This window comes from Streptomyces sp. NPDC029836 (assembly GCF_055574495.1).
The window spans coordinates 284,285-302,292 of record NZ_JBVHZI010000004.1 but is presented as its reverse complement, the minus strand read 5'-3'; the positions used below and the strand labels follow the sequence as shown (position 1 = coordinate 302,292).

Genomic DNA, 18,008 nt, shown 5'->3' with positions numbered 1-18,008 from the left:
CGCGGGTCGCGCCACCGCGTCCCTACGAAGCGGCGTCGCGCCCCTTCGGGGTCGCGCGGAGCCCGTCGAGGGCCATGTGGACCACCGCGTCGGCGAGCTGCCCGTGGTCCGCGCCGGGGTGCGGGCGGTACCACTCGACGAGCGAGTTCACCATGCCGAACAGCAGCCGGGTGGCGAGCCGGATGTCCACGTCCGCACGCAGGTCCCCGTCGCCGGCGGCGGCCTTCAGCAGGTCGGCGACCCGGTGGTCGAACTCGCGGCGCCGCTCCAGCGCCCAGCGTTCGGTGCGCGTGTTGCCCCGGACCCGCAGCAGCAGCGTCACGTACGGCAGTTCGCCGAGCAGCACCTCGACCGTCCGCCGGGTCACGTACTCGACCCGTTCCACCGCCCGGCCGCGTACGGCGCCGGGTTCGTCGAGGACGGCGAAGAGGCCGTCCAGCGCGCGGCTGACGGCCCGCAGGAGCAGTTCCTCCTTGCCCGCGACGTGGTGGTAGATGGAGGACTTGGAGATGCCGGCCGCTTTGGAGAGGTGCTCCATCGACGTGCCGTCGTAGCCGCGCTCGTTGAAGACCTGGACGGCCACCGCGAGCAGCGTCTCCGGGGTGTAGGTGTCCCGCCTGACCGTGGTCATGCCGTGTCCTCCCCCTCGTCTTCCCCGCCCGCCGCGTAGCCCAGCCTGAACAGCGCCAGCGAGGGCGCGTAACGGCCGCCGGGACAGCGTTCGTCCAGGTTGTGCAGCAGGTCGTACGCCCAGTCCGGGCCGAGCCGCTCGTGCCAGGCGGTCGGGCCCAGCGGGTAGTTGACGCCGAGCGTCATCGCGGTGTCGATGTCCGCGGCGTCCGCGACGCCCCGCGCCACGGCGTCGGCGGTCAGGTCGATCAGCATGGCGACGGTCCGGGCGACGATCATGCCGGGGACGTCGCCGATGACGGAGACCTTCTTGCCCAGCTTCTGGAAGAGACCGACGGCCTCCGCCAGGGTCCGCGCGCTGACGTCCTCGCTCGCGGAGAGCGCGACGCGGCCGGCGCCGCGGTAGTCCAGGGCGAGGTCGAAGTAGACGACGTCGGTGAACTCGACGGAGGTCTTGCCGTCCGCCAGCACCAGCTGCCCCTCACCGGGCAGCTGGATGTACGGACCGCCGTGTCCGGTGGCCGTCACCGCGATGCCGGCCTCCTCGATGAGCTCCGCCAGGACGGCGGCCGGGCCGAGGTCGCCGACCACGGTGACCTTGTCCGGCGCCTCCTCGGGCCCCGCGGTGTGCGGCTCGGGCCGCCGGACGTCCTCCCCGTACGGGAACCACCCCTGTCCGGACTTGCGGCCGAGCCGACCCGACTGGACCAGCCGGCGCTGGGCGAGCGAGGGGGTGAACTTGGGGCTGCGGAAGAACGAGTCCCAGACGGAACGGGTGACGGCCTCGTTGACGTCCTGGCCGATCAGGTCGGTGAGCTGGAACGGCCCCATCCGGAAGCCGCCGCTCTCGCGGAGCACGGCGTCGATCGTGGCCGGGTCGGCGCCGCGCTCCTCGTACACCGCGAAGGCCTCCGCGTAGAACGGGCGGGCGATCCGGTTGACGATGAATCCCGGGGTGTCGGAGCAGTTGACCGGGGTCTTGCCCCAGCCGAGGACCGTGCCGTGGACGCTCTCGGCCACGGCGGGGTCGGTCGCGTGTCCGCTGACGACCTCGACGAGGGGCAGCAGTGGCGCGGGGTTGAAGAAGTGCAGGCCGAGGAAGCGGCCGGGGTGGAGCAGGTCGGCGGCGAGTTCGGTGACCGAGAGGGAGGAGGTGTTGGTGGCCAGCACCGCCTCGGGGGCGATCACCGCTTCCAGGGCCGCGAAGAGGGTGCGCTTGACCGTGGCGTCCTCGACGACGGCCTCCATGACGAGGGCCGCGTCGGCGAGGTCGGCGAGCGTGCGCGCCGCGCCGATCCGGCCGATCGCGTCCTCGGCCTCGGCGCGGTCCAGGCGGCCCTTGGCCGCCATCCGCTCGACGCGGTCGCGCACCAGGCCCGCCCCGGCCTCGGCGAAGGCGGGGTCGATGTCGTGGAGCAGCACCCGGTGACCGGCGAGGAGGGCGACCTGGGCGATGCCCTGCCCCATGGTGCCGGCGCCGACGACCGCCACAGTGCGGGACCGCTCGATTGCTGTCATGTCCTGATCCTCCCGCACCGACTTATCCACAGGCCTGCCGGGCCCTCTTGTCCCGACCGATCGTTCGGTTACTCTAACTGCAGTCTGCTCTTCTTCACCCGCCCCTGCCTGATCTCAGCCTGCGAAATCAGCCTGATCCTGCCCGGCTCAACGAGGAGTTGGTCCCTGATGGCCGCCGAGCTCACCCTCCCCCAGCTGTCCGAAAAGCACCGGCCCACCCTGGACCAGGCGCTGGCTGCCATCCGCAGCCGCGCCTACTGGTCCCCGCACCCCGAACACCCCAAGGCGTACGGGGAGACCGCCCCGGCCGACGGGCTCGCCGCCTTCGAGGCCGTCCGCGGCACCCGCTTCGACCTCGACCAGCCCGGCACCGACGGCTGGACGGGCGGCGAGGTCTCCCCGTACGGCCCGGAGCTGGGCGTCGAGTACCCGCACGCCGACCCGGACGTCCTGATCCCCGCGATGCGGGCCGGCATGAGCGCCTGGCGGGACGCCGGGCCCGAGGCCCGCGCCCTGGTCTGCGTCGAGATCCTGGCCCGGATCGGCGCGCGAACGCACGAATTCGCGCACGCGGTCATGCACACCAGCGGCCAGGCCTTCATGATGGCCTTCCAGGCGGGCGGCCCCCACGCCCAGGACCGTGGCCTGGAGGCCATCGCCTACGCGTACGAGGAGCAGACCCGGGTCCCCGGCCGGGCCGACTGGTCGAAGCCGCAGGGCAAGCGCGACCCGCTGGAGCTCGGCAAGACCTTCACGGCCGTCCCGCGGGGCGTCTCACTGATGATCGGCTGCAACACCTTCCCCACCTGGAACGGCTACCCGGGCCTGTTCGCCTCCCTCGCCACCGGCAACCCGGTGCTGGTCAAGCCGCACCCGCGCGCCGTCCTGCCGCTGGCGCTCACCGTCAAGGTGGCCCGCGAGGTCCTCGCCGAGGCCGGCTTCGACCCGAACCTGGTGGCCCTCGCCGTCGAGCGCCCGGGTGAAGGCATCGCCAAGACCCTCGCGCTGCGCCCCGAGGTCCGGATCATCGACTACACCGGCTCGACGGAGTTCGGGGACTGGCTGGAGACCAACGCCCGCCAGGCACAGGTCTACACGGAGAAGGCGGGCGTCAACACCGTCGTCGTCGACTCCACCTCCGACTACAAGGGGATGCTCTCCAACCTGGCGTTCTCGCTGTCCCTGTACAGCGGCCAGATGTGCACCACCCCGCAGAACCTGCTGATCCCGCGCGACGGCATCGGGACGGACGCCGGCCACAAGTCGTACGACGAGGTCGTCGCCGACCTCGCCGCCTCGGTCGGCGGCCTGCTGGGCGACGACGCCCGGGCCAACGCCCTGCTCGGCGCGCTGGTCAACCCGGACGTCAAGGCCCGCCTGGAGGCGGCCGCCTCCCTCGGCGAGGTCGCGCTGACCTCCCGCGACGTGGTCAACCCGGAGTTCCCGGACGCCGTGGTGCGCACCCCGGTCCTGGTCAAGCTGGACGCCGGCAAGCCGGACCCGGACGCCGCCTACCTCTCGGAGTGCTTCGGTCCGGTCTCCTTCGCGGTCGCGGTGGACTCCACCGCCGACGCGCTGGAGCTGCTGCGCCGCACGGTGCGGGAGAAGGGCGCGATGACCGTGGGCGCGTACACGACGTCCCCGGACACCGAGCGGGCCATCGAGGAGGTCTGCCTGGAGGAGTCGGCGCAGCTCTCGCTGAACCTGACCGGCGGGGTCTACGTCAACCAGACCTCGGCGTTCTCCGACTTCCACGGCTCCGGCGGCAACCCGGCGGCGAACGCCGCCCTGTGCGACGGCGCGTTCGTCGCGAACCGGTTCCGGGTGGTGGAGGTCCGCCGCCAGGCGTAACCCGTACGGGGCGCCGGGCCGACCGGAACGCCCCCGGTCGGCCCGGGCCCCCGGTATCGGCCGGGGATCCCGGCCGGGCGGGCCCCCGGTATCGGCCGGGGTTCCCGGTCGGGGCGGGGTCCGTACCGGCGGCCCGGCCGGCCCGGCTCAGCCGGGAACGCCGGCCGTCCGGGTCGTCGGACCCGTCGGCTCCTCCCGCCCCGAAGGCCCGCGAGGAGCCGTCCACCCGCGCCATCCTGCGCAGGGCCGCCGCGAACATCGCGTCGCCCATGACGATGCCGACCACAACCTCCTCGATGAGGTGCTCCCGCGCCGACCCCCGCGCCCCACGTGCGCCAGGTCGGCCCGCGCCACGGCCTCCGCCGCCGTCGCGTACGCGTCGAGCACCTCCGCGAAGCCGCCGTGCCCGATCCGGGACAGCGTCGCCGTCGCGGTGGCCAGGGCCCGCGCCTGCGGACTGTCGGGCGGGACATGCCAGTCCCGCTCCGTGATCCTGCGGCGCGGCCGCCCTTAGGCGTCCTCGCCGCCCTGCGCTCCGGCCGGGGGGCCGCCCCAGTGGAAGAGGGTCATGGCCACGCTGGTGGCCAGGTTGTAGCTGGAGACCTGGGGGCGCATCGGGAGGGAGACCAGGTGGTCCGCCCGGGCGCGCAGCTCCGGTGAGATGCCGTGCCGCTCGGAGCCGAAGGCGAGGAGGGCGTCGTCGGGGAGGGTGAGGCCGCGGATGTCCGCGCCCTCCGGGTCGAGCGCGTACAGCGGCCCGGCCGGCAGCTCCTCAAGGGCGAGCCGTTCGACCGTGGTGGCGTAGTGCAGGCCGGCGCCGGCCCGGACCACGTTGGGGTGCCAGGGGTCGAGGTCGCCACGGGTGACGACGCCCGTGGCGCCGAAGCCGGCGGCGAGGCGGACGACGGCGCCGACGTTGCCGAGGTTGCGCGGGTTGTCGAGGACCACGATCGGCGCCGGCCGGGGCCGCCGGGCCAGCGCCGCCCGCCCGGCGGCCCGGTCGGGCCGGACGGCGAGCGCCGCGACGCCGGTCGGGTGGACGCGGGGCAGCAGGTCCCTGAGCGGGGCCCGCAGCACCAGCCGTCCCACCTCCGGGGCCACGTCCGGAGCCAGCTCCGCGGCCAGGGCGCGTACGGCGTCGGGGTCGTCGGCGACGACCGCCCGGACCTCCGCGCCGAAGCGCAGGGCGTGCTTCAGCGCGTGGAACCCGTCAAGCAGGACGGCCCCGTCCCGCCCCGCCTCCTCCCGCCACCGGCGCACGGTCTCCTCGGGACTCCGCTGCTCACTCATGCGCCGACCCTACGACGCCGGGGGCGGGGCGCCGGCCCCAGCCCCGCGCTCCACCACCGCTGCCGTCACCGCCCCTGCCGTCACCGCCGCGGCCTCGGCCGCCGCCGCCTCCGTCGCCTCCGTCGCCGTCAGCGCGCCGGCGCGCCGGGTTCCGCCGCGACGGGCTCCTGCGGGGCCCGGGGCTCCTGCTCCGCCGCGGGCTCCCGCGCGACCGGCACCCGTACCCGCCTTCGGCCCGGCCCCCGCCCCCGTACGGGACGCAGCGCCGCGGCCCGCGCCCCGAGCCACACCAGGAAGGCCGTCGGCAGGAACACCGCGTCGGCGGCGATCATCGCCAGCGAGAAGAAGGGCAGCCCCAGCAGCAGCGCGATGCCCGCGTGCTCCAGCATCATCACCGCCAGCAGCACGTTCTTCACGCGCCGGTCGAACAGCGTGAACGGGAAGGCGACCTGCACCGCCACCGTCCCGTACGACAGCAGCATCACCAGCGTTCCGCTGCCCGCCAGCAGCCCGGACAGCCCCGGCCACGGGGTGAAGTAGTCCAGCCCGAGCGGGTAGTACAGCGCGGTCCCGTCCTGCCAGCGAGACCCCTGGATCTTGTACCAGCCGGCCGTCGCGTAGATCAGGCACACCTCCGCCATGATCACCAGCATTCCGGCGTTGTGCAGCACGTTCGCCAGTACATCGAGCACCGCCCGGGCGTCGCCGTCCGGCTCGAAGCGGTCGACCAGCCACCACAGCCCGAGCCCGACCCACAGCGCGGCGAACGCGGCCAGCCAACCGGTGCTGAACCGCCCGGTCAGCGCCCCGTACGCCAGTACGACGCCCAGCACGCCCCACAGCACCGGCCCCGCCGCGCCCGCCGAGGCGCTGCCGCGCAGCCGGACCCGGCGCGCGTCCAGCGACCACACCTGAGCGCAGCGGGTGAGGACCAGGTAGATCGCCATCAGGTGGATGACGTTGTCCCCGCCGTCGCCCATGAAGACGCTGCGGTTCTGCAGGGACAGCACGCCGACCATGAAGACCACGGACGTCGCACGGGTGCGCCAGCCCAGCACCAGCAGCAGGCTCGCGAGCACGGAGAGGGCGTAGACGATCTCGAACCACAGCGTGGAGTCCGACCACATCAGGACCGTGAACGCCCGGTTCGAAGCGATGAGCCGCTCGGCCAGCTGCCAGCTCCACGGGCTGTCGGGCCCGTACAGCTCGTGGCGGTTCGGGAGCTCGCGAAGCAGGAAGAACAGCCAGGTCCCGGCGAAGCCGATGCGGACCACGGCGCTCTGGTACGGGCCCAGCGCCCGCCCCGTCACCCGGGTCAGGGCGGCGGCCGCCCGGGCCCGGGGACCCGGCCGCTTCACACCGTCCACCACGGCAGCTCCCGGTAGTACGTCTGGGTGTCCGTCTTCTCGGTGCTCCAGCTCGGCGCCGCGACGGCGGCGGTCGCCGAGCGCAGCTGGATCCGCTCGATCCGGCGGCCGGCGGCGCCACTGCCCTCGCCTTCGGTGATCCGGTCCAGGGCGATCCGGCGCAGGTATTCCTCGGCGAGCGCGCCGCGGTCGCCGTTCGGGCGGTTGTTCTCGTCGTGGGAGCCCGTGAAGAAGTCCCAGGCGCGGCGCAGCTCGTTCTGCTCGGTGTGGCTCGGCAGCAGGCTGTGCCGGATGGCAGCGCCGTCCTCGGCGGACAGGTCGCGCCAGCCTCCGGTGACCACCTCGCCCCCGGGGGCGCGGACCTCGGCCCGCACCTGCACGGAGATGTTCTGCTGGAGGGGGTTCGGCGCGAAGAGCTTCCAGTTCTGTTCGAACTCGGGATAGACCCATCCGTCGACCAGGTCCGCGTGCTGCTTGCTCAGCGTGTTCGAGGGCGCGACGTGCAGGAAGACGAGCGCCAGGTGCAGGCCGGCGGCGACGGCCACGGCCGCCAGCCCCAGGGCCGCCACGACCCGGTACGGGGTGGGCAGGCCCGCGATACCGGGGGTCCGGGGCGGCGCGGCGGGCCCGTCCGGCCCTTCGGACGGGGCCGGATCCGGGCCGGAATCCGGGGCGGGATCCAGTACGGGATCCGCGGCCTCCGGTGGCGCCGCGCGGGCGTCCTCCGCCGGGCCGGAAGGTGCCGGAACGGCCGTCGGAAGGACTCCTTCCGCAGGCTCGTGCTCGTTCGAAACCATCCCGCCCCGATCATCCGGCGTCCACAGGGTTGCCCACAGAGGTTGACACCCTACGGGCCGCCGTCTCACCATTGAAGAGGATGAACCGAACGATCGGTCGGTCGGGCGGACGGAAGAATCTGACAGGGAGCCGAGATGGTCGCAGTGACCCCGGAATCGGGCCCGGGCACGGCAGCGGCGGCAGGCACGACGGGCGGCATCGAGGAAGACCTCGTCGCGCAGCTCGCCGCGGCCTTCGACGCCGCGGTGGCGGCGGAAGAGCGCGTGGAGCCGCGCGACTGGATGCCCGACGAGTACCGCGCCTCGCTGGTCCGACAGATGGCCCAGCACGCCCACTCGGAGATCATCGGCATGCAGCCCGAGGCCAATTGGATCACCCGGGCGCCCTCGCTGCGCCGCAAGGCGATCCTGATGGCCAAGGTGCAGGACGAGGCGGGCCACGGCCTCTACCTCTACAGCGCCGCCGAAACCCTCGGCACCAGCCGCGACGAGCTGCTCGACAAGCTCCACGCCGGCAAGCAGAAGTACTCCTCGATCTTCAACTACCCCACCCTGACCTGGGCGGACGTCGGCGCGATCGGCTGGCTCGTGGACGGCGCGGCGATCACCAACCAGGTGCCGATCTGCCGCTGCTCCTACGGCCCGTACGCCCGCGCCATGGTCCGCATCTGCAAGGAGGAGTCCTTCCACCAGCGCCAGGGGTACGAGTTGCTCCTCGCCCTCTCGCAGGGCACCGAGGCGCAGCACGCGATGGCGCAGGACGCCGTGAACCGCTGGTGGTGGCCCTCCTTGATGATGTTCGGCCCGCCCGACGACGAGTCGGTCCACTCCGCCCAGGCGATGGCCTGGCGGATCAAGCGGCACTCCAACGACGAGCTGCGCCGGCGCTTCGTGGACATCGCCGTCCCGCAGGCCGAGTCCCTCGGCCTGACCCTGCCCGACCCCGACATCAAGTGGAACGAAGAGCGCGGGCACCACGACTTCGGCGCCATCGACTGGTCGGAGTTCTGGAACGTGCTCAAGGGCAACGGCCCGTGCAACGAGCAGCGGATCAACCAGCGTCGGACGGCGCACGAGGAAGGCGCCTGGGTCCGCGAGGCCGCGGCGGCCTACGCCGAGAAGCACACCAGCACCGGACGAGAGGTACAGGCATGACGCAGAACTGGCCCCTGTGGGAGGTGTTCGTGCGCTCGCGCCGCGGCCTCTCGCACACGCACGCGGGAAGCCTGCACGCCCCGGACGCGGAGATGGCCCTGCGCAACGCCCGCGACCTCTACACGCGGCGCGGCGAGGGCATCTCCCTCTGGGTCGTGCCCTCCACGGAGATCATCGCCTCCTCGCCGGACGAGCGGGACCCGTTCTTCGCGCCGTCCGCCGACAAGCCCTACCGGCACCCCACCTTCTACGACATTCCCGAGGGGGTGCGTCACCTGTGAGCAGCACCGACACCACCCTCCTCACCGGCTCGACGGCCGCGGCCGCGCTCGCCCTCGGCGACGACGCGCTGATCCTCTCCCACCGCCTGGGCGAATGGGCCGGTCACGCCCCCGTCCTGGAGGAGGAGGTGGCCCTCGCCAACATCGCCCTCGACCTGCTCGGCCAGGCGCGCGTCCTGCTGTCCATGGTGGGCGACGAGGACGAACTGGCCTTCCTCCGCGAGGAGCGGTCCTTCCGCAACCTCCAACTGGTCGAGCAGCCCAACGGCGACTTCGCCCACACCATCGCCCGGCAGCTCTACTTCTCCTTCCACCAGCACGAGCTGTACGGGGCGCTGGCCGCCGGGAACGGCCCGTTCGCGGCGCTGGCGGCCAAGGCCGTCAAGGAGACCGCCTACCACCGCGACCACGCCGAGCAGTGGACCCTGCGCCTCGGTGACGGCACGCAGGAGAGCCGCCGGCGGATGCGGGCCGGGCTCGACTCGCTGTGGAAGTACACCGGCGAGATGTTCCGGCCCCTCACCGGACTGGACGGATCCGACGGCCTCGACGGATCCGACGGCCTCGGCCTGGACCGGGCCGACCTGGAGGCTCGCTGGCTGACCGCCGTGGGCGGCGTCCTGGAGCGGGCCGGCCTCGCCCTTCCCGAAGGGCCGCGTACGGGGGCCTGGGCCGCCGGCGCGGGCCGCGAGGGCCTGCACACCGAGCCGTTCGGGCGGCTCGTCGCGGAGATGCAGCACCTGCACCGCAGCCACCCGGGAGCGTCCTGGTGACCGGGACCGCGGGAGCCCTGGGCATGACCCGCCTGGAGGCGGAGCTGGCCGAACTCGCCGGCTCCGTCCCCGACCCGGAACTGCCGGTGCTCACGCTCGCCGAGCTGGGCGTGATGCGCGGAGTCCGAATGCACCCGGACGGGCACGCCGAGGTCACCCTCACCCCGACCTACACCGGCTGTCCGGCGATCGAGGCCATGTCGGCCGACATCGAGCGGGTGCTGACCGGCCACGGCATCCCCGAGGTGCGGGTCGTCACCGTGCTCGCCCCGGCCTGGTCGACCGACGACATCAGCGCCGAAGGCCGGCGCAAGCTGGCCGAGTTCGGCATCGCGCCGCCCCGTCCGCACGCCGCCGGCGGGGCGGTCCCGCTGACCCTGTCGGTGCGCTGCCCCCAATGCGGCTCCACCGACACCGAGCTGCTCAGCCGGTTCTCCTCCACCGCGTGCAAGGCGCTGCGCCGCTGCGTCGCCTGCCGCGAACCGTTCGACCACTTCAAGGAGCTGTAGATGGCCGTGTCTGTGCCCTCGGCGGACCCGGGCCCCACGCGCCCCGCGCGCCACGGCGCCTTCCACGCGCTGACGGTGGCGGCGGTCGAGCGGCTCACCGACGACTCGGTGGCGCTCACCCTCGCCGTGCCCCCGGAACTGTGCGAGGAGTACCGGCACGCGCCCGGCCAGCACCTCACCCTGCGCCGCACCGGCTCCGAGGGCGGCGGCGTCCGCCGCACCTACTCGATCTGCTCGCCCGCCCCGACCGTCGCAGGCCCGGGCCCCGTCGCGCTGCGGGTCGGGGTGCGGCTCGTGGAGGGCGGCGAGTTCTCCACGTTCGCGCACAAGGAGATCGCTGCCGGGGACGTGCTCGACGTGATGGTCCCGGCCGGTCGCTTCGTGCTGGACCCCGCCGCGGCCCCGGCCGCCGCGCACTACGCGGCCGTCGTCGGCGGCAGCGGGATCACCCCGGTCCTCTCGATCGCCGCGAGCCTGCTCGCCGCCCGGTCCGACGCCCGCTTCTGCCTGGTCCGCAGCGACCGTTCGGCCGCCTCGACGATGTTCCTGGACGACGTGGCGGACCTCAAGGACCGCTACCCCGACCGCTTCCAGCTGGTGACCGTGCTGTCCCGCGAGGAGCAGGAGGCGGGCCTGCCGTCCGGCCGGCTCGACCAGGCGCGGTTGACGGCCCTGCTGCCCGCGCTGCTGCCGGTCGCCGAGGTGACGGGCTGGTTCCTGTGCGGACCGTACGGACTGGTCCAGGGCGCCGAGCGGGCCCTGGGCGAACTCGGCGTCGCCCGTACCCGGGTGCACGAGGAGATCTTCCACGTCGAGGACACCGCGCCGCAGACCCCCGCCCCGAGCGCCGCGCCGTCCCGCGTGCGCGTCACCGCCCGGCTCGACGGCCGGTCGGGCACCTGGCCCGTCCAGGAGGGCGAATCCCTGCTGGACGCCGTGCTGCGGGGCCGCGCGGACGCCCCGTACGCCTGCAAGGGCGGCGTGTGCGGCACCTGCCGGGTGTTCCTGGTCGGCGGCGAGGTCCGGATGGACCGCAACTTCGCGCTGGAGGCCGAGGAGACGGACGCCGGATTCGTGCTGGCCTGCCAGTCGCACGCGGTGAGCGAGGAAGTGGAGATCGACTTCGACCGCTGACCCGCCGGCCGGTGACCGCGGAACCCGGGCCGCCGAGCGAACCCGGACGGCCCGGGCCCTCCCCCCTGTGCAATTCCTCCCGCCTGCTCTATGTTGACGGACCGTCAGATACGCGAGCGGGACCGCTCCGGTGCACGCGGGAGGACAGGCAGTGGACTTCACCTTCACCGAAGAACAGCAGGCGGCCGTCGAGGCGGCCAAGGCCGTGTTCGCGGACGTCGCCCCCGACAGCGTGCCGAGCCCCGCACTCACCCCGGGCGCCGTCGCCGACGAGTTCGACCGGCCGCTGTGGGGCAGCCTCGCGGGGTCCGACCTGCTGAGCCTCGTCCTCGCCGAGGAACACGGCGGCGCCGGCCTCGACACCATCGCCCTGTGCCTGGTGCTGCGCGAGGCGGCGAAGGTACTGGCCCGGGTACCGCTGCTGGAACACTGCGCCACCGCCATGGCCGTCCAGGCCCACGGCAGCCCCGAACTGGCCTCCGCCCTGCTGCCCGGCGCCGGCGCCGGCACGCTGGTCCTGACCGTCGCCGCGCACGGCCGCACCGGCCACGACCCCGCCGAACTCGCCGTCATCGCCCGCCGCGACGGCGCCGAATGGACCCTGGACGGGGTGCAGACCTCCGTCCCCTGGGCGCACAGCGCCGACTGGATCGCCGTACCCGCCCACCGGGGCGACGGCGAGGCCGTGCTCGCGCTCGTCCCGCGGCCCGCCGGCGGGCTCACCCTCGCCGACCAGTACTCCACCACCGGGGAGCGGCTCGCGGAACTGACCCTCGACGGGGTCCGGGTGCCCACGACCCACCTCATCGAAGCCCCCGGCGCCTGGGACCGGCTCCGTCAGCTCCTCGCCACCGGAACCTGCGCCCTCGCACTCGGCCTCGGCGAGAGCGTCCTCACCATGACCAGTCAATACACCGGCAAGCGGGAGCAGTTCGGCTTCCCCGTGGCCACCTTCCAGGCCGTCGCCGTACAGGCCGCCGACCGCTACATCGATCTGCGCGCCATGGAGGTCACCCTCTGGCAGGCCGCCTGGCGCCTCGACGCGGCGACCGACGGCGCGGGCGGCCCCCTGCCCAGTTCCGGTGACGTGGCGGTCGCCAAGATCTGGGCCTCCGAGGGCGTACGCCGAGTCGTGCAGACCGCCCAGCACCTGCACGGCGGCTTCGGCGCCGACACCGACTACCCGCTGCACCGCTTCCACGCCTGGGCCAAGCAACTGGAGCTGCAACTCGGGCCGGCCGCGGCGCACGAGGAGGCCCTGGGCGACCTGCTGGCCGCCCACCCCCTCGCCTGAACCGGCCCGCGAGGGTGGCCTAGCAGAGCGTCAAAGCACGTCAGAGCACGAAGGCCGGGTTCCCGTTGTCCGTGACCATCGGGCGCCCGGCGCCCTCCCAGGCCTGCATTCCGCCGTCCACGTTCACGGCGTCGATGCCTTGGCGCACCAGGTACTGGGTGACCTGGGCCGAACGGCCGCCGACCCGGCACATCACGTGCACCCGGCCGTCCTCCGCGATGGCCTCGGTCAGCTCACCGAAGCGCGCCACGAAGTCGCTCATCGGAATGTGCAGCGCGCCCTCGACGTGCCCGGCCGCCCATTCGTCGTCCTCGCGGACGTCCAGGACAAAGCCTTCGGAGGGCACCGCGGCGGCGTCCACCGAGGGGAGCGGTCCGAAGTTCATAGCTGTCGCCTTCTCTCTTCGCGGATCTGGCCTGCCAACCTACCCGGCGAGGGCCTTCAGCTCCGCCTCGCGCTCGGAGACCTGCGCGAGCAGCTGCTCCGCGATCTCCTCCAGCAGCCGGTCGGGGTCGTCCGGCGCCATCCGCAGCATCGACCCGATCGCACTGTCCTCCAGCTCCCGGGCCAGCACGGACAACCGTTCCTTGCGGCGGGCCAGCCACTCCAGCCGGGCGTACAGCTCCTCGCTCTCGCTCGGCCGCGCGGCCGCCGGCACCGGACCGGCCGCCCACTCCTCGGCCAGCTCGCGCAGCGACTGCTCCTCCCCGCGCCCGTAGGCGGCGTTGACCCGCGCGATGAACGCGTCCCGGCGCTCGCGCTCGGCCTCGTCCTGGGCGAGGTCCGGGTGCGCCTTGCGGACCAGCTCCCGGTAGAGCCGACGAACCTCCTCCGAGGGCCGCACCCGCTGCGGGGGCTTGACCGACCGGCCGGTGAGCATCGCGGACGCGTCGTCCGGCATCCCGTCGGAGTCCAGCCAGTCGTGGAACAGCTCGTCGACGCCGGGCATCGGCATCACCAGGGAGCGCGCCTCACCGGCCCGCCGCAGGTCCTCGGGATCCCCGCTGCGCTCCGCCTTGGCCTCCGCGATCAACGCGTCGAGTTCGTCGAGCCGCGAGTACATCGGCCCGAGTTTCTGGTGGTGGAGGCGGGAGAAGTTCTCGACCTCGACCCGGAAGGTCTCGACCGCGATCTCGAACTCGATGAGGGCCTGCTCGGCGGCCCGCACGGCCCGGTCCAGCCGCGCCTCGGGACGCTCGTCGGCGGAGTCCGGGGGAGCCGCCGAGGCCGCGGAAGCCTCGGGCCCGCCGGGGACTGCCGGCTCGGGGTGCTCAGTGCGCTCGGGGTGCTCGGTCTGCTCGCTCACCCGGCCAGCCTACGGCCCGTCCGCCCGGGCGGTGTTTCACGTGAAACACCGCCCGGTTTCACGTGAAACGTCCCCGCGGGCTTCATGACGCACGCTCCCGGGCTCCGCCGGCACTCCCTCAGACCCCGGCCTCCGCCGCGATCCGCCCGGCCCGGACGGCCGCCACCAGGTCGGCGTGGTCCGCCTCGGTCCGGTCGGCGTACGCCATCGCGAAGGCGGCCATCGCCTCGTCCAACTCCTCGTTCTTGCCGCAGTACCCCGCCAGCAGCCGCGGATCGGCGCTGTGCGCGTGCGCCCGGGCCAGCAGGGCGCCGGTCATCCGCCCGTAGTCGTCGAACTCCGCGGCGGTCAGCGCCGCCGGATCCACGCTGCCCTTGCGGTTGCGGAACTGGCGCACCTGGAAGGGGCGCCCCTCCACCGTGGTCCAGCCCAGCATGATGTCGGACACCACCTGCATCCGTTTCTGCCCGGCCACCACCCGACGGCCCTCGTGTTCCTCCGCCGCCGCGTCGAAGCCCAGCCCGGGCAGGTACGGCAGCAGCACCGACGGCCGGGCCTCCTTCACCTGGAGCACCAGCGGATCACCCCGGTGATCGAGCAGCAGCACCACGTACGAACGCGTCCCGACACTGCCCGTCCCCACCACCCGGAACGCCACGTCCTGGATCGCGTAGCGCGCCAGCAGCGGCAGCCGATCCCCCGACAGGGTCTGCAGGTACGGGCCCAACGAGGCCGCCACTGCCCCCGCCTCCTCGTCACCGACGCGGCGCAGCACCGGCAGCGCGTCGACGAAGCACCGCCCGCCGTCGGCCCCGATCTCGGTGGACCTGGCGGCGAACCGGGCCGAGGTGTTGTTGCGGGCCTTCGCGGAGACCCGTTCCAGCGTGCCGAGCAGGTCCCGGGCGTCGGTGTGCGAGACGAGCTCCTCGTCCGCGATGGCGTTCCACGCGTCGAGCGCCGGCAGCTTCGCCAGCAGTCGCATGGTCCTGCGGTACGCGCCCGCCGCGTCCAGCGCCGCCGCCCGGCAGGTGTCCTCGTCCGCGCCCGCCACCCGCCCGGCCAGCACCAGCGAGGTGGCCAGCCGCTTCACGTCCCACTCCCACGGCCCGACGACGGTCTCGTCGAAGTCATTGAGGTCGATGACGAGCCGGCCGCTCGCGTCCCCGTACAGACCGAAGTTGGCCGCGTGGGCGTCGCCGCAGATCTGCGCCGCGACGCCGGTCACCGGGCCTCCGGACAGGTCGTGCGCCATCAGCCCGGCCGCCCCGCGCAGGAACGCGAAGGGGTTCGCGGCCATCCGGCCCACCCGTATCGGGGTCAGCTCGGGAACCCTGCCCTCGTTGGACTCCTCGACGGCCCGCACCGCGTCGGGCCGGTCGGTGGGAGCCTCGAAATGGGCGTGGGCCGCACGCGGCACCCGCCGGCGCAGGGCTTTGCCGGCCTCCTTGGCCGAGCCCGCCAGCGGCCGCGGAGCGAACCCCTCGACCTGCGGAATCCGCCCGCCCACGGGCTCCGACGACGCCGCCGTGATCGCGGCCGCGACCCCGCCGGCTCTCCCGCCCACCGTGCTCTGCTCCGGTACCGTCACCATGTCCCGCCGCCCCCGCACCTGTCGCTCGTGTCGGCCGAGGCGGCCGACTCCCTGTCGGCCCGGCCGTTTTCGGCCCGACCGTATCTAGAGCCCGGCATCCCTGGCCAGCAGGGCCGCCTGTACGCGGTTGTCGCAGCCCAACTTCGCGAGGATCCGGCTCACGTACGTCTTCACGGTGGCCTCGCTCATGTGCAGCCGGCGGCCCGCGTCCGCGTTGGACAGGCCCTCCCCGAGCAGGGCCAGCACCCCGCGTTCGCGTTCGCTCAGTTCGGCCACCCGCCGCCGGGCGGCCTCGCCCCGGCCGGCGACCCGGCCGGTCGCCAACTGGTCGACCACGTGCCGGGTCGCCGAGGGGGAGAGGTAGGCGTCCCCGGCGGCGGCCGCCCGGACCGCGCCGATGAGCTCGCCCGGCGCCGAGTCCTTCAGCAGGAAGCCCGCGCCGCCCTCACCGAGCGCCCGCAGCACGTTCTCCTTCTCCCCGAAGGTGGTCAGGATCAACGCCCGCACGTCCGGTACGGCCCGCCCCAGCTCGCCCAGCGCGGTCAGTCCGTCCATGACCGGCATCTGGATGTCGAGGAGCACCACGTCGGGCGCGTGGGAGCGGGCGAGTTCCACCGCCTCCCGGCCGTTCCCGCCCTCCGCGACGACCTCGATGTCCGGCGCGGAGGTCAGGATCATCCTGATGCCCGCCCGGATCAGTGGCTCGTCGTCGGCGATCACGACTCTGATCACTTTGGCTGTCACCCGCGCTCCTACTGCTTGACCTCGTAGGTCTGCTTCTCGACGAGCTTGCCGTCCCTGAAGCAGAACCGGAACACGTCGTCGGTGGACAGGTCGTCCGAGTCGTCCTCCGACAACAGCGCCAGACACTCCGCCCCCTCGGGCCGGGCGGGCCCCTTACGGTCGAGGCCCGACGTCAGGATGCTGTCCCCGGAGGGCAGCCGGTCCCGGATCGTCTGCTCCGCCTCGCCGATCCGCACCGCGTCGTACTCGTCGCGGCCGATCATCGCCTTGTTCGCGGAGCCCACCAACAACGCCACCCCGGCACCCACGACGATCATCAGCAGCACGAGGGCCGCGACGGCGATCCCACAGCCCAGGGCCCAGCCCCCCGTCCGATTGCGCAGGGGCGTCGCCAGTTCGCGGTCCACCGCCGCCCAGTCCAGCGGAGGCGCTCCCTTCGCCGCCGTCGCCACGGCCTGCGAACGCTGCCCGAAGTCGTCGGCGACGTCGTCGACCAACCCGGCCGGCTCCGCGCCGTACGGGAGCACCCCGGCCACCCGGAAGCCCCCGCCCTCGGCAGCGGCCGCGTGCACCATGCCGCCGACCAACCGGGCCCGTTCCCGCAGCCCGGTGAGCCCCTGCCCGCCCGACACCACCTCGCCGACCCCGGGGCCGGCCGCCGGCCCGTTGGCGATCTCCACCACCAGGGAGTCGTCCTCGTACCGCAGTTCCACGGTGATCGCGGCCCCCGGAGCGTGCTTGTAGGCGTTGGTCAGCCCCTCCTGCACGATCCGGTACGCGGCGTGGTCGCAGGCCGCGGCCAGGGGACGGGGTTGCCCCGTCACCGAAAGTCGTACGTCGGTCCCGGAGCCCCGCGCCGCCTCCACGATCCCGCCGATCCCGGCGACCCCACGGGCGGCGGGCTGCGCCTCCTCCACGGGCAGCGGCGCCTCCACCCCGTCCCGCAGGATGCCGACGACCTCGCGCAGTTCGTGCATCGCCGCAACGGAGGCCTGCCGCAGCACGCCGACCGCCTCGCGCTGCCGCTCGGTGATCGCTGGATCCACCTCCAGCGCCCCGGTGTGCACGGAGATCAGCGCCAGTTGGTGGCCCAGGCTGTCGTGCATGTCCTGGGCGATCCGCTGCCGCTCCCGCAGCCTGGCCTGCCCGGCCACCATCGTCCGCTCGCGCACGAGCTGGGCGTTGCGTTCCTGGAGGGCGCTCAGCAGGGTCCGGCGCTGGTGCCAGTACCGGCTGGCCAGACCCGGCATGACCGTCGACGCCAGGAACATCAGCGTGGAGAACACGATCACCAGCAGCGGACGCAGCTGCGACCACTGGTCGATGAGGCTGATGCCCACTTCCGCGACGAAGGCGACGACGAAGACGCTCAGCGCCCGACCGACGCCGACGATCCGCCGGCCCGCGGACCAGCCCAGCACGATCGTCACGAGAAACACACCGGGCAGCAGCCCGCTGGCCGCGGCGCCCACGATCAGGGTCGTCGCGGGCAGCCGCCGGCGCAGCAGCGTCAGCGCGACCACGAGCACGGCGGCCGCGGTCGTCTTCAGCCCGGAGCTCTGGCTGAGTTCGTCGACGCCCACGCCGAGCAGCGCTATCACCGCGGCGATCGTCAGGTCCCCCGCGAACGCGCCCCGGGACCAGGGCTCCGGCCCTGTCAGCCAGTCCCAGCCCGCCCGCGCTCTCGCCCTCGTATCCACCCGAGCGACCCTAGACACCCGCCACACCTCCGGTCAGCCTCCTTTCGTCGCAGCCCGCGCGACGAAAG

Annotated in this window: 17 protein-coding genes; 7 read left to right on the top strand and 10 right to left on the bottom strand. The window is 73.6% G+C overall.

Features of this window, described 5'->3' with window-relative positions:
- Nucleotides 1-22: 22 nt before the first annotated feature.
- Complete coding sequence (locus ACZ4XJ_RS15085; protein ID WP_362875183.1) at nucleotides 23-631, bottom strand: TetR/AcrR family transcriptional regulator; 609 nt, start codon at nucleotides 629-631, stop codon at nucleotides 23-25.
- Nucleotides 628-2,148 (bottom strand): 3-hydroxyacyl-CoA dehydrogenase, encoded by a 1,521-nt coding sequence (locus ACZ4XJ_RS15080; protein ID WP_468496413.1) that lies wholly within the window; start codon nucleotides 2,146-2,148, stop codon nucleotides 628-630. The genes ACZ4XJ_RS15085 and ACZ4XJ_RS15080 overlap by 4 nt, the downstream gene beginning before the upstream one ends.
- A gap of 168 nt (nucleotides 2,149-2,316) precedes the next feature.
- Here ACZ4XJ_RS15080 and paaN point away from each other — a divergent pair, with 168 nt between their 5' ends.
- Nucleotides 2,317-3,999: a phenylacetic acid degradation protein PaaN gene (paaN, locus tag ACZ4XJ_RS15075; protein ID WP_468496412.1), complete on the top strand. Its 1,683-nt coding sequence runs from the start codon at nucleotides 2,317-2,319 to the stop codon at nucleotides 3,997-3,999.
- Between the two features lie 510 nt (nucleotides 4,000-4,509).
- Here paaN and ACZ4XJ_RS15070 read toward each other — a convergent pair.
- From ACZ4XJ_RS15070 to ACZ4XJ_RS15060, 3 genes are all read right to left on the bottom strand, one after another.
- On the bottom strand, nucleotides 4,510-5,289 hold the full coding sequence (locus tag ACZ4XJ_RS15070; RefSeq protein ID WP_468496411.1) for a TrmH family RNA methyltransferase: 780 nt from the start codon (nucleotides 5,287-5,289) through the stop codon (nucleotides 4,510-4,512).
- Between the two features lie 128 nt (nucleotides 5,290-5,417).
- A complete protein-coding gene (locus ACZ4XJ_RS15065; protein WP_468496410.1) occupies nucleotides 5,418-6,659 on the bottom strand; it encodes an HTTM domain-containing protein in 1,242 nt (413 codons plus the stop codon).
- Complete coding sequence (locus ACZ4XJ_RS15060) at nucleotides 6,644-7,453, bottom strand: DUF5819 family protein (protein ID WP_468496409.1); 810 nt, start codon at nucleotides 7,451-7,453, stop codon at nucleotides 6,644-6,646. Before ACZ4XJ_RS15060 ends, ACZ4XJ_RS15065 begins: the two co-directional genes overlap by 16 nt.
- Before the next feature lie 135 nt (nucleotides 7,454-7,588).
- Between ACZ4XJ_RS15060 and paaA the strand changes: the two genes are divergently transcribed.
- From paaA to ACZ4XJ_RS15030, 6 genes are all read left to right on the top strand, one after another.
- Nucleotides 7,589-8,608: a 1,2-phenylacetyl-CoA epoxidase subunit PaaA gene (paaA, locus tag ACZ4XJ_RS15055; protein WP_468496408.1), complete on the top strand. Its 1,020-nt coding sequence runs from the start codon at nucleotides 7,589-7,591 to the stop codon at nucleotides 8,606-8,608.
- Nucleotides 8,605-8,889, top strand: coding sequence for a 1,2-phenylacetyl-CoA epoxidase subunit PaaB (gene paaB / locus ACZ4XJ_RS15050; RefSeq protein WP_362875176.1), 285 nt, complete (start codon nucleotides 8,605-8,607; stop codon nucleotides 8,887-8,889). The genes paaA and paaB overlap by 4 nt, the downstream gene beginning before the upstream one ends.
- On the top strand, nucleotides 8,886-9,662 hold the full coding sequence (gene paaC, locus ACZ4XJ_RS15045; RefSeq protein WP_362875175.1) for a 1,2-phenylacetyl-CoA epoxidase subunit PaaC: 777 nt from the start codon (nucleotides 8,886-8,888) through the stop codon (nucleotides 9,660-9,662). The genes paaB and paaC overlap by 4 nt, the downstream gene beginning before the upstream one ends.
- Nucleotides 9,663-9,685: 23 nt before the next feature.
- On the top strand, nucleotides 9,686-10,171 hold the full coding sequence (paaD, locus tag ACZ4XJ_RS15040) for a 1,2-phenylacetyl-CoA epoxidase subunit PaaD (protein WP_362875463.1): 486 nt from the start codon (nucleotides 9,686-9,688) through the stop codon (nucleotides 10,169-10,171).
- Nucleotides 10,172-11,305 carry a 2Fe-2S iron-sulfur cluster-binding protein gene (locus tag ACZ4XJ_RS15035; RefSeq protein ID WP_468496407.1) on the top strand — a complete coding sequence of 378 codons (1,134 nt, stop codon included), beginning with the start codon at nucleotides 10,172-10,174 and terminating at the stop codon, nucleotides 11,303-11,305. It begins immediately after the preceding gene.
- Nucleotides 11,306-11,456: 151 nt separating this feature from the next.
- A complete protein-coding gene (locus ACZ4XJ_RS15030; protein ID WP_468496406.1) occupies nucleotides 11,457-12,599 on the top strand; it encodes an acyl-CoA dehydrogenase family protein in 1,143 nt (380 codons plus the stop codon).
- A gap of 40 nt (nucleotides 12,600-12,639) precedes the next feature.
- On the opposite strand, the gene ACZ4XJ_RS15025 is transcribed toward ACZ4XJ_RS15030, so the two are convergent.
- The 5 genes from ACZ4XJ_RS15025 to ACZ4XJ_RS15005 all read right to left on the bottom strand — a co-directional run bounded on the left by ACZ4XJ_RS15025 (nucleotide 12,640) and on the right by ACZ4XJ_RS15005 (nucleotide 17,940).
- Nucleotides 12,640-12,984 carry a rhodanese-like domain-containing protein gene (locus tag ACZ4XJ_RS15025; protein ID WP_362875172.1) on the bottom strand — a complete coding sequence of 115 codons (345 nt, stop codon included), beginning with the start codon at nucleotides 12,982-12,984 and terminating at the stop codon, nucleotides 12,640-12,642.
- A 39-nt stretch (nucleotides 12,985-13,023) separates the two neighbouring features.
- Nucleotides 13,024-13,905 (bottom strand): J domain-containing protein, encoded by an 882-nt coding sequence (locus ACZ4XJ_RS15020; protein ID WP_468496405.1) that lies wholly within the window; start codon nucleotides 13,903-13,905, stop codon nucleotides 13,024-13,026.
- Between the two features lie 118 nt (nucleotides 13,906-14,023).
- Nucleotides 14,024-15,496, bottom strand: coding sequence for a DUF2252 domain-containing protein (locus ACZ4XJ_RS15015; RefSeq protein WP_468496404.1), 1,473 nt, complete (start codon nucleotides 15,494-15,496; stop codon nucleotides 14,024-14,026).
- 84 nt (nucleotides 15,497-15,580) lie between these two features.
- Nucleotides 15,581-16,240, bottom strand: a complete 660-nt coding sequence (locus tag ACZ4XJ_RS15010) for a response regulator (protein WP_468496403.1) — start codon at nucleotides 16,238-16,240, stop codon at nucleotides 15,581-15,583.
- 8 nt (nucleotides 16,241-16,248) lie between these two features.
- Nucleotides 16,249-17,940, bottom strand: coding sequence for a sensor histidine kinase (locus ACZ4XJ_RS15005; RefSeq protein WP_468496402.1), 1,692 nt, complete (start codon nucleotides 17,938-17,940; stop codon nucleotides 16,249-16,251).
- Nucleotides 17,941-18,008 lie beyond the last annotated feature (68 nt).

Excerpts from the sequence above, each read along its gene's own strand:
- ACZ4XJ_RS15085 (WP_362875183.1), bottom strand. The coding sequence starts at position 631 with ATGACCACGGTCAGGCGGGACACCTACACCCCGGAGACGCTGCTCGCG.
- ACZ4XJ_RS15080 (WP_468496413.1), bottom strand. The coding sequence starts at position 2,148 with ATGACAGCAATCGAGCGGTCCCGCACTGTGGCGGTCGTCGGCGCCGGC.
- paaN (WP_468496412.1), top strand. The coding sequence starts at position 2,317 with ATGGCCGCCGAGCTCACCCTCCCCCAGCTGTCCGAAAAGCACCGGCCC.
- ACZ4XJ_RS15070 (WP_468496411.1), bottom strand. The coding sequence starts at position 5,289 with ATGAGTGAGCAGCGGAGTCCCGAGGAGACCGTGCGCCGGTGGCGGGAG.
- ACZ4XJ_RS15060 (WP_468496409.1), bottom strand. The coding sequence starts at position 7,453 with ATGGTTTCGAACGAGCACGAGCCTGCGGAAGGAGTCCTTCCGACGGCC.
- paaA (WP_468496408.1), top strand. The coding sequence starts at position 7,589 with ATGGTCGCAGTGACCCCGGAATCGGGCCCGGGCACGGCAGCGGCGGCA.
- paaB (WP_362875176.1), top strand. The coding sequence starts at position 8,605 with ATGACGCAGAACTGGCCCCTGTGGGAGGTGTTCGTGCGCTCGCGCCGC.
- paaD (WP_362875463.1), top strand. The coding sequence starts at position 9,686 with ATGACCCGCCTGGAGGCGGAGCTGGCCGAACTCGCCGGCTCCGTCCCC.
- ACZ4XJ_RS15035 (WP_468496407.1), top strand. The coding sequence starts at position 10,172 with ATGGCCGTGTCTGTGCCCTCGGCGGACCCGGGCCCCACGCGCCCCGCG.
- ACZ4XJ_RS15025 (WP_362875172.1), bottom strand. The coding sequence starts at position 12,984 with ATGAACTTCGGACCGCTCCCCTCGGTGGACGCCGCCGCGGTGCCCTCC.
- ACZ4XJ_RS15015 (WP_468496404.1), bottom strand. The coding sequence starts at position 15,496 with ATGGTGACGGTACCGGAGCAGAGCACGGTGGGCGGGAGAGCCGGCGGG.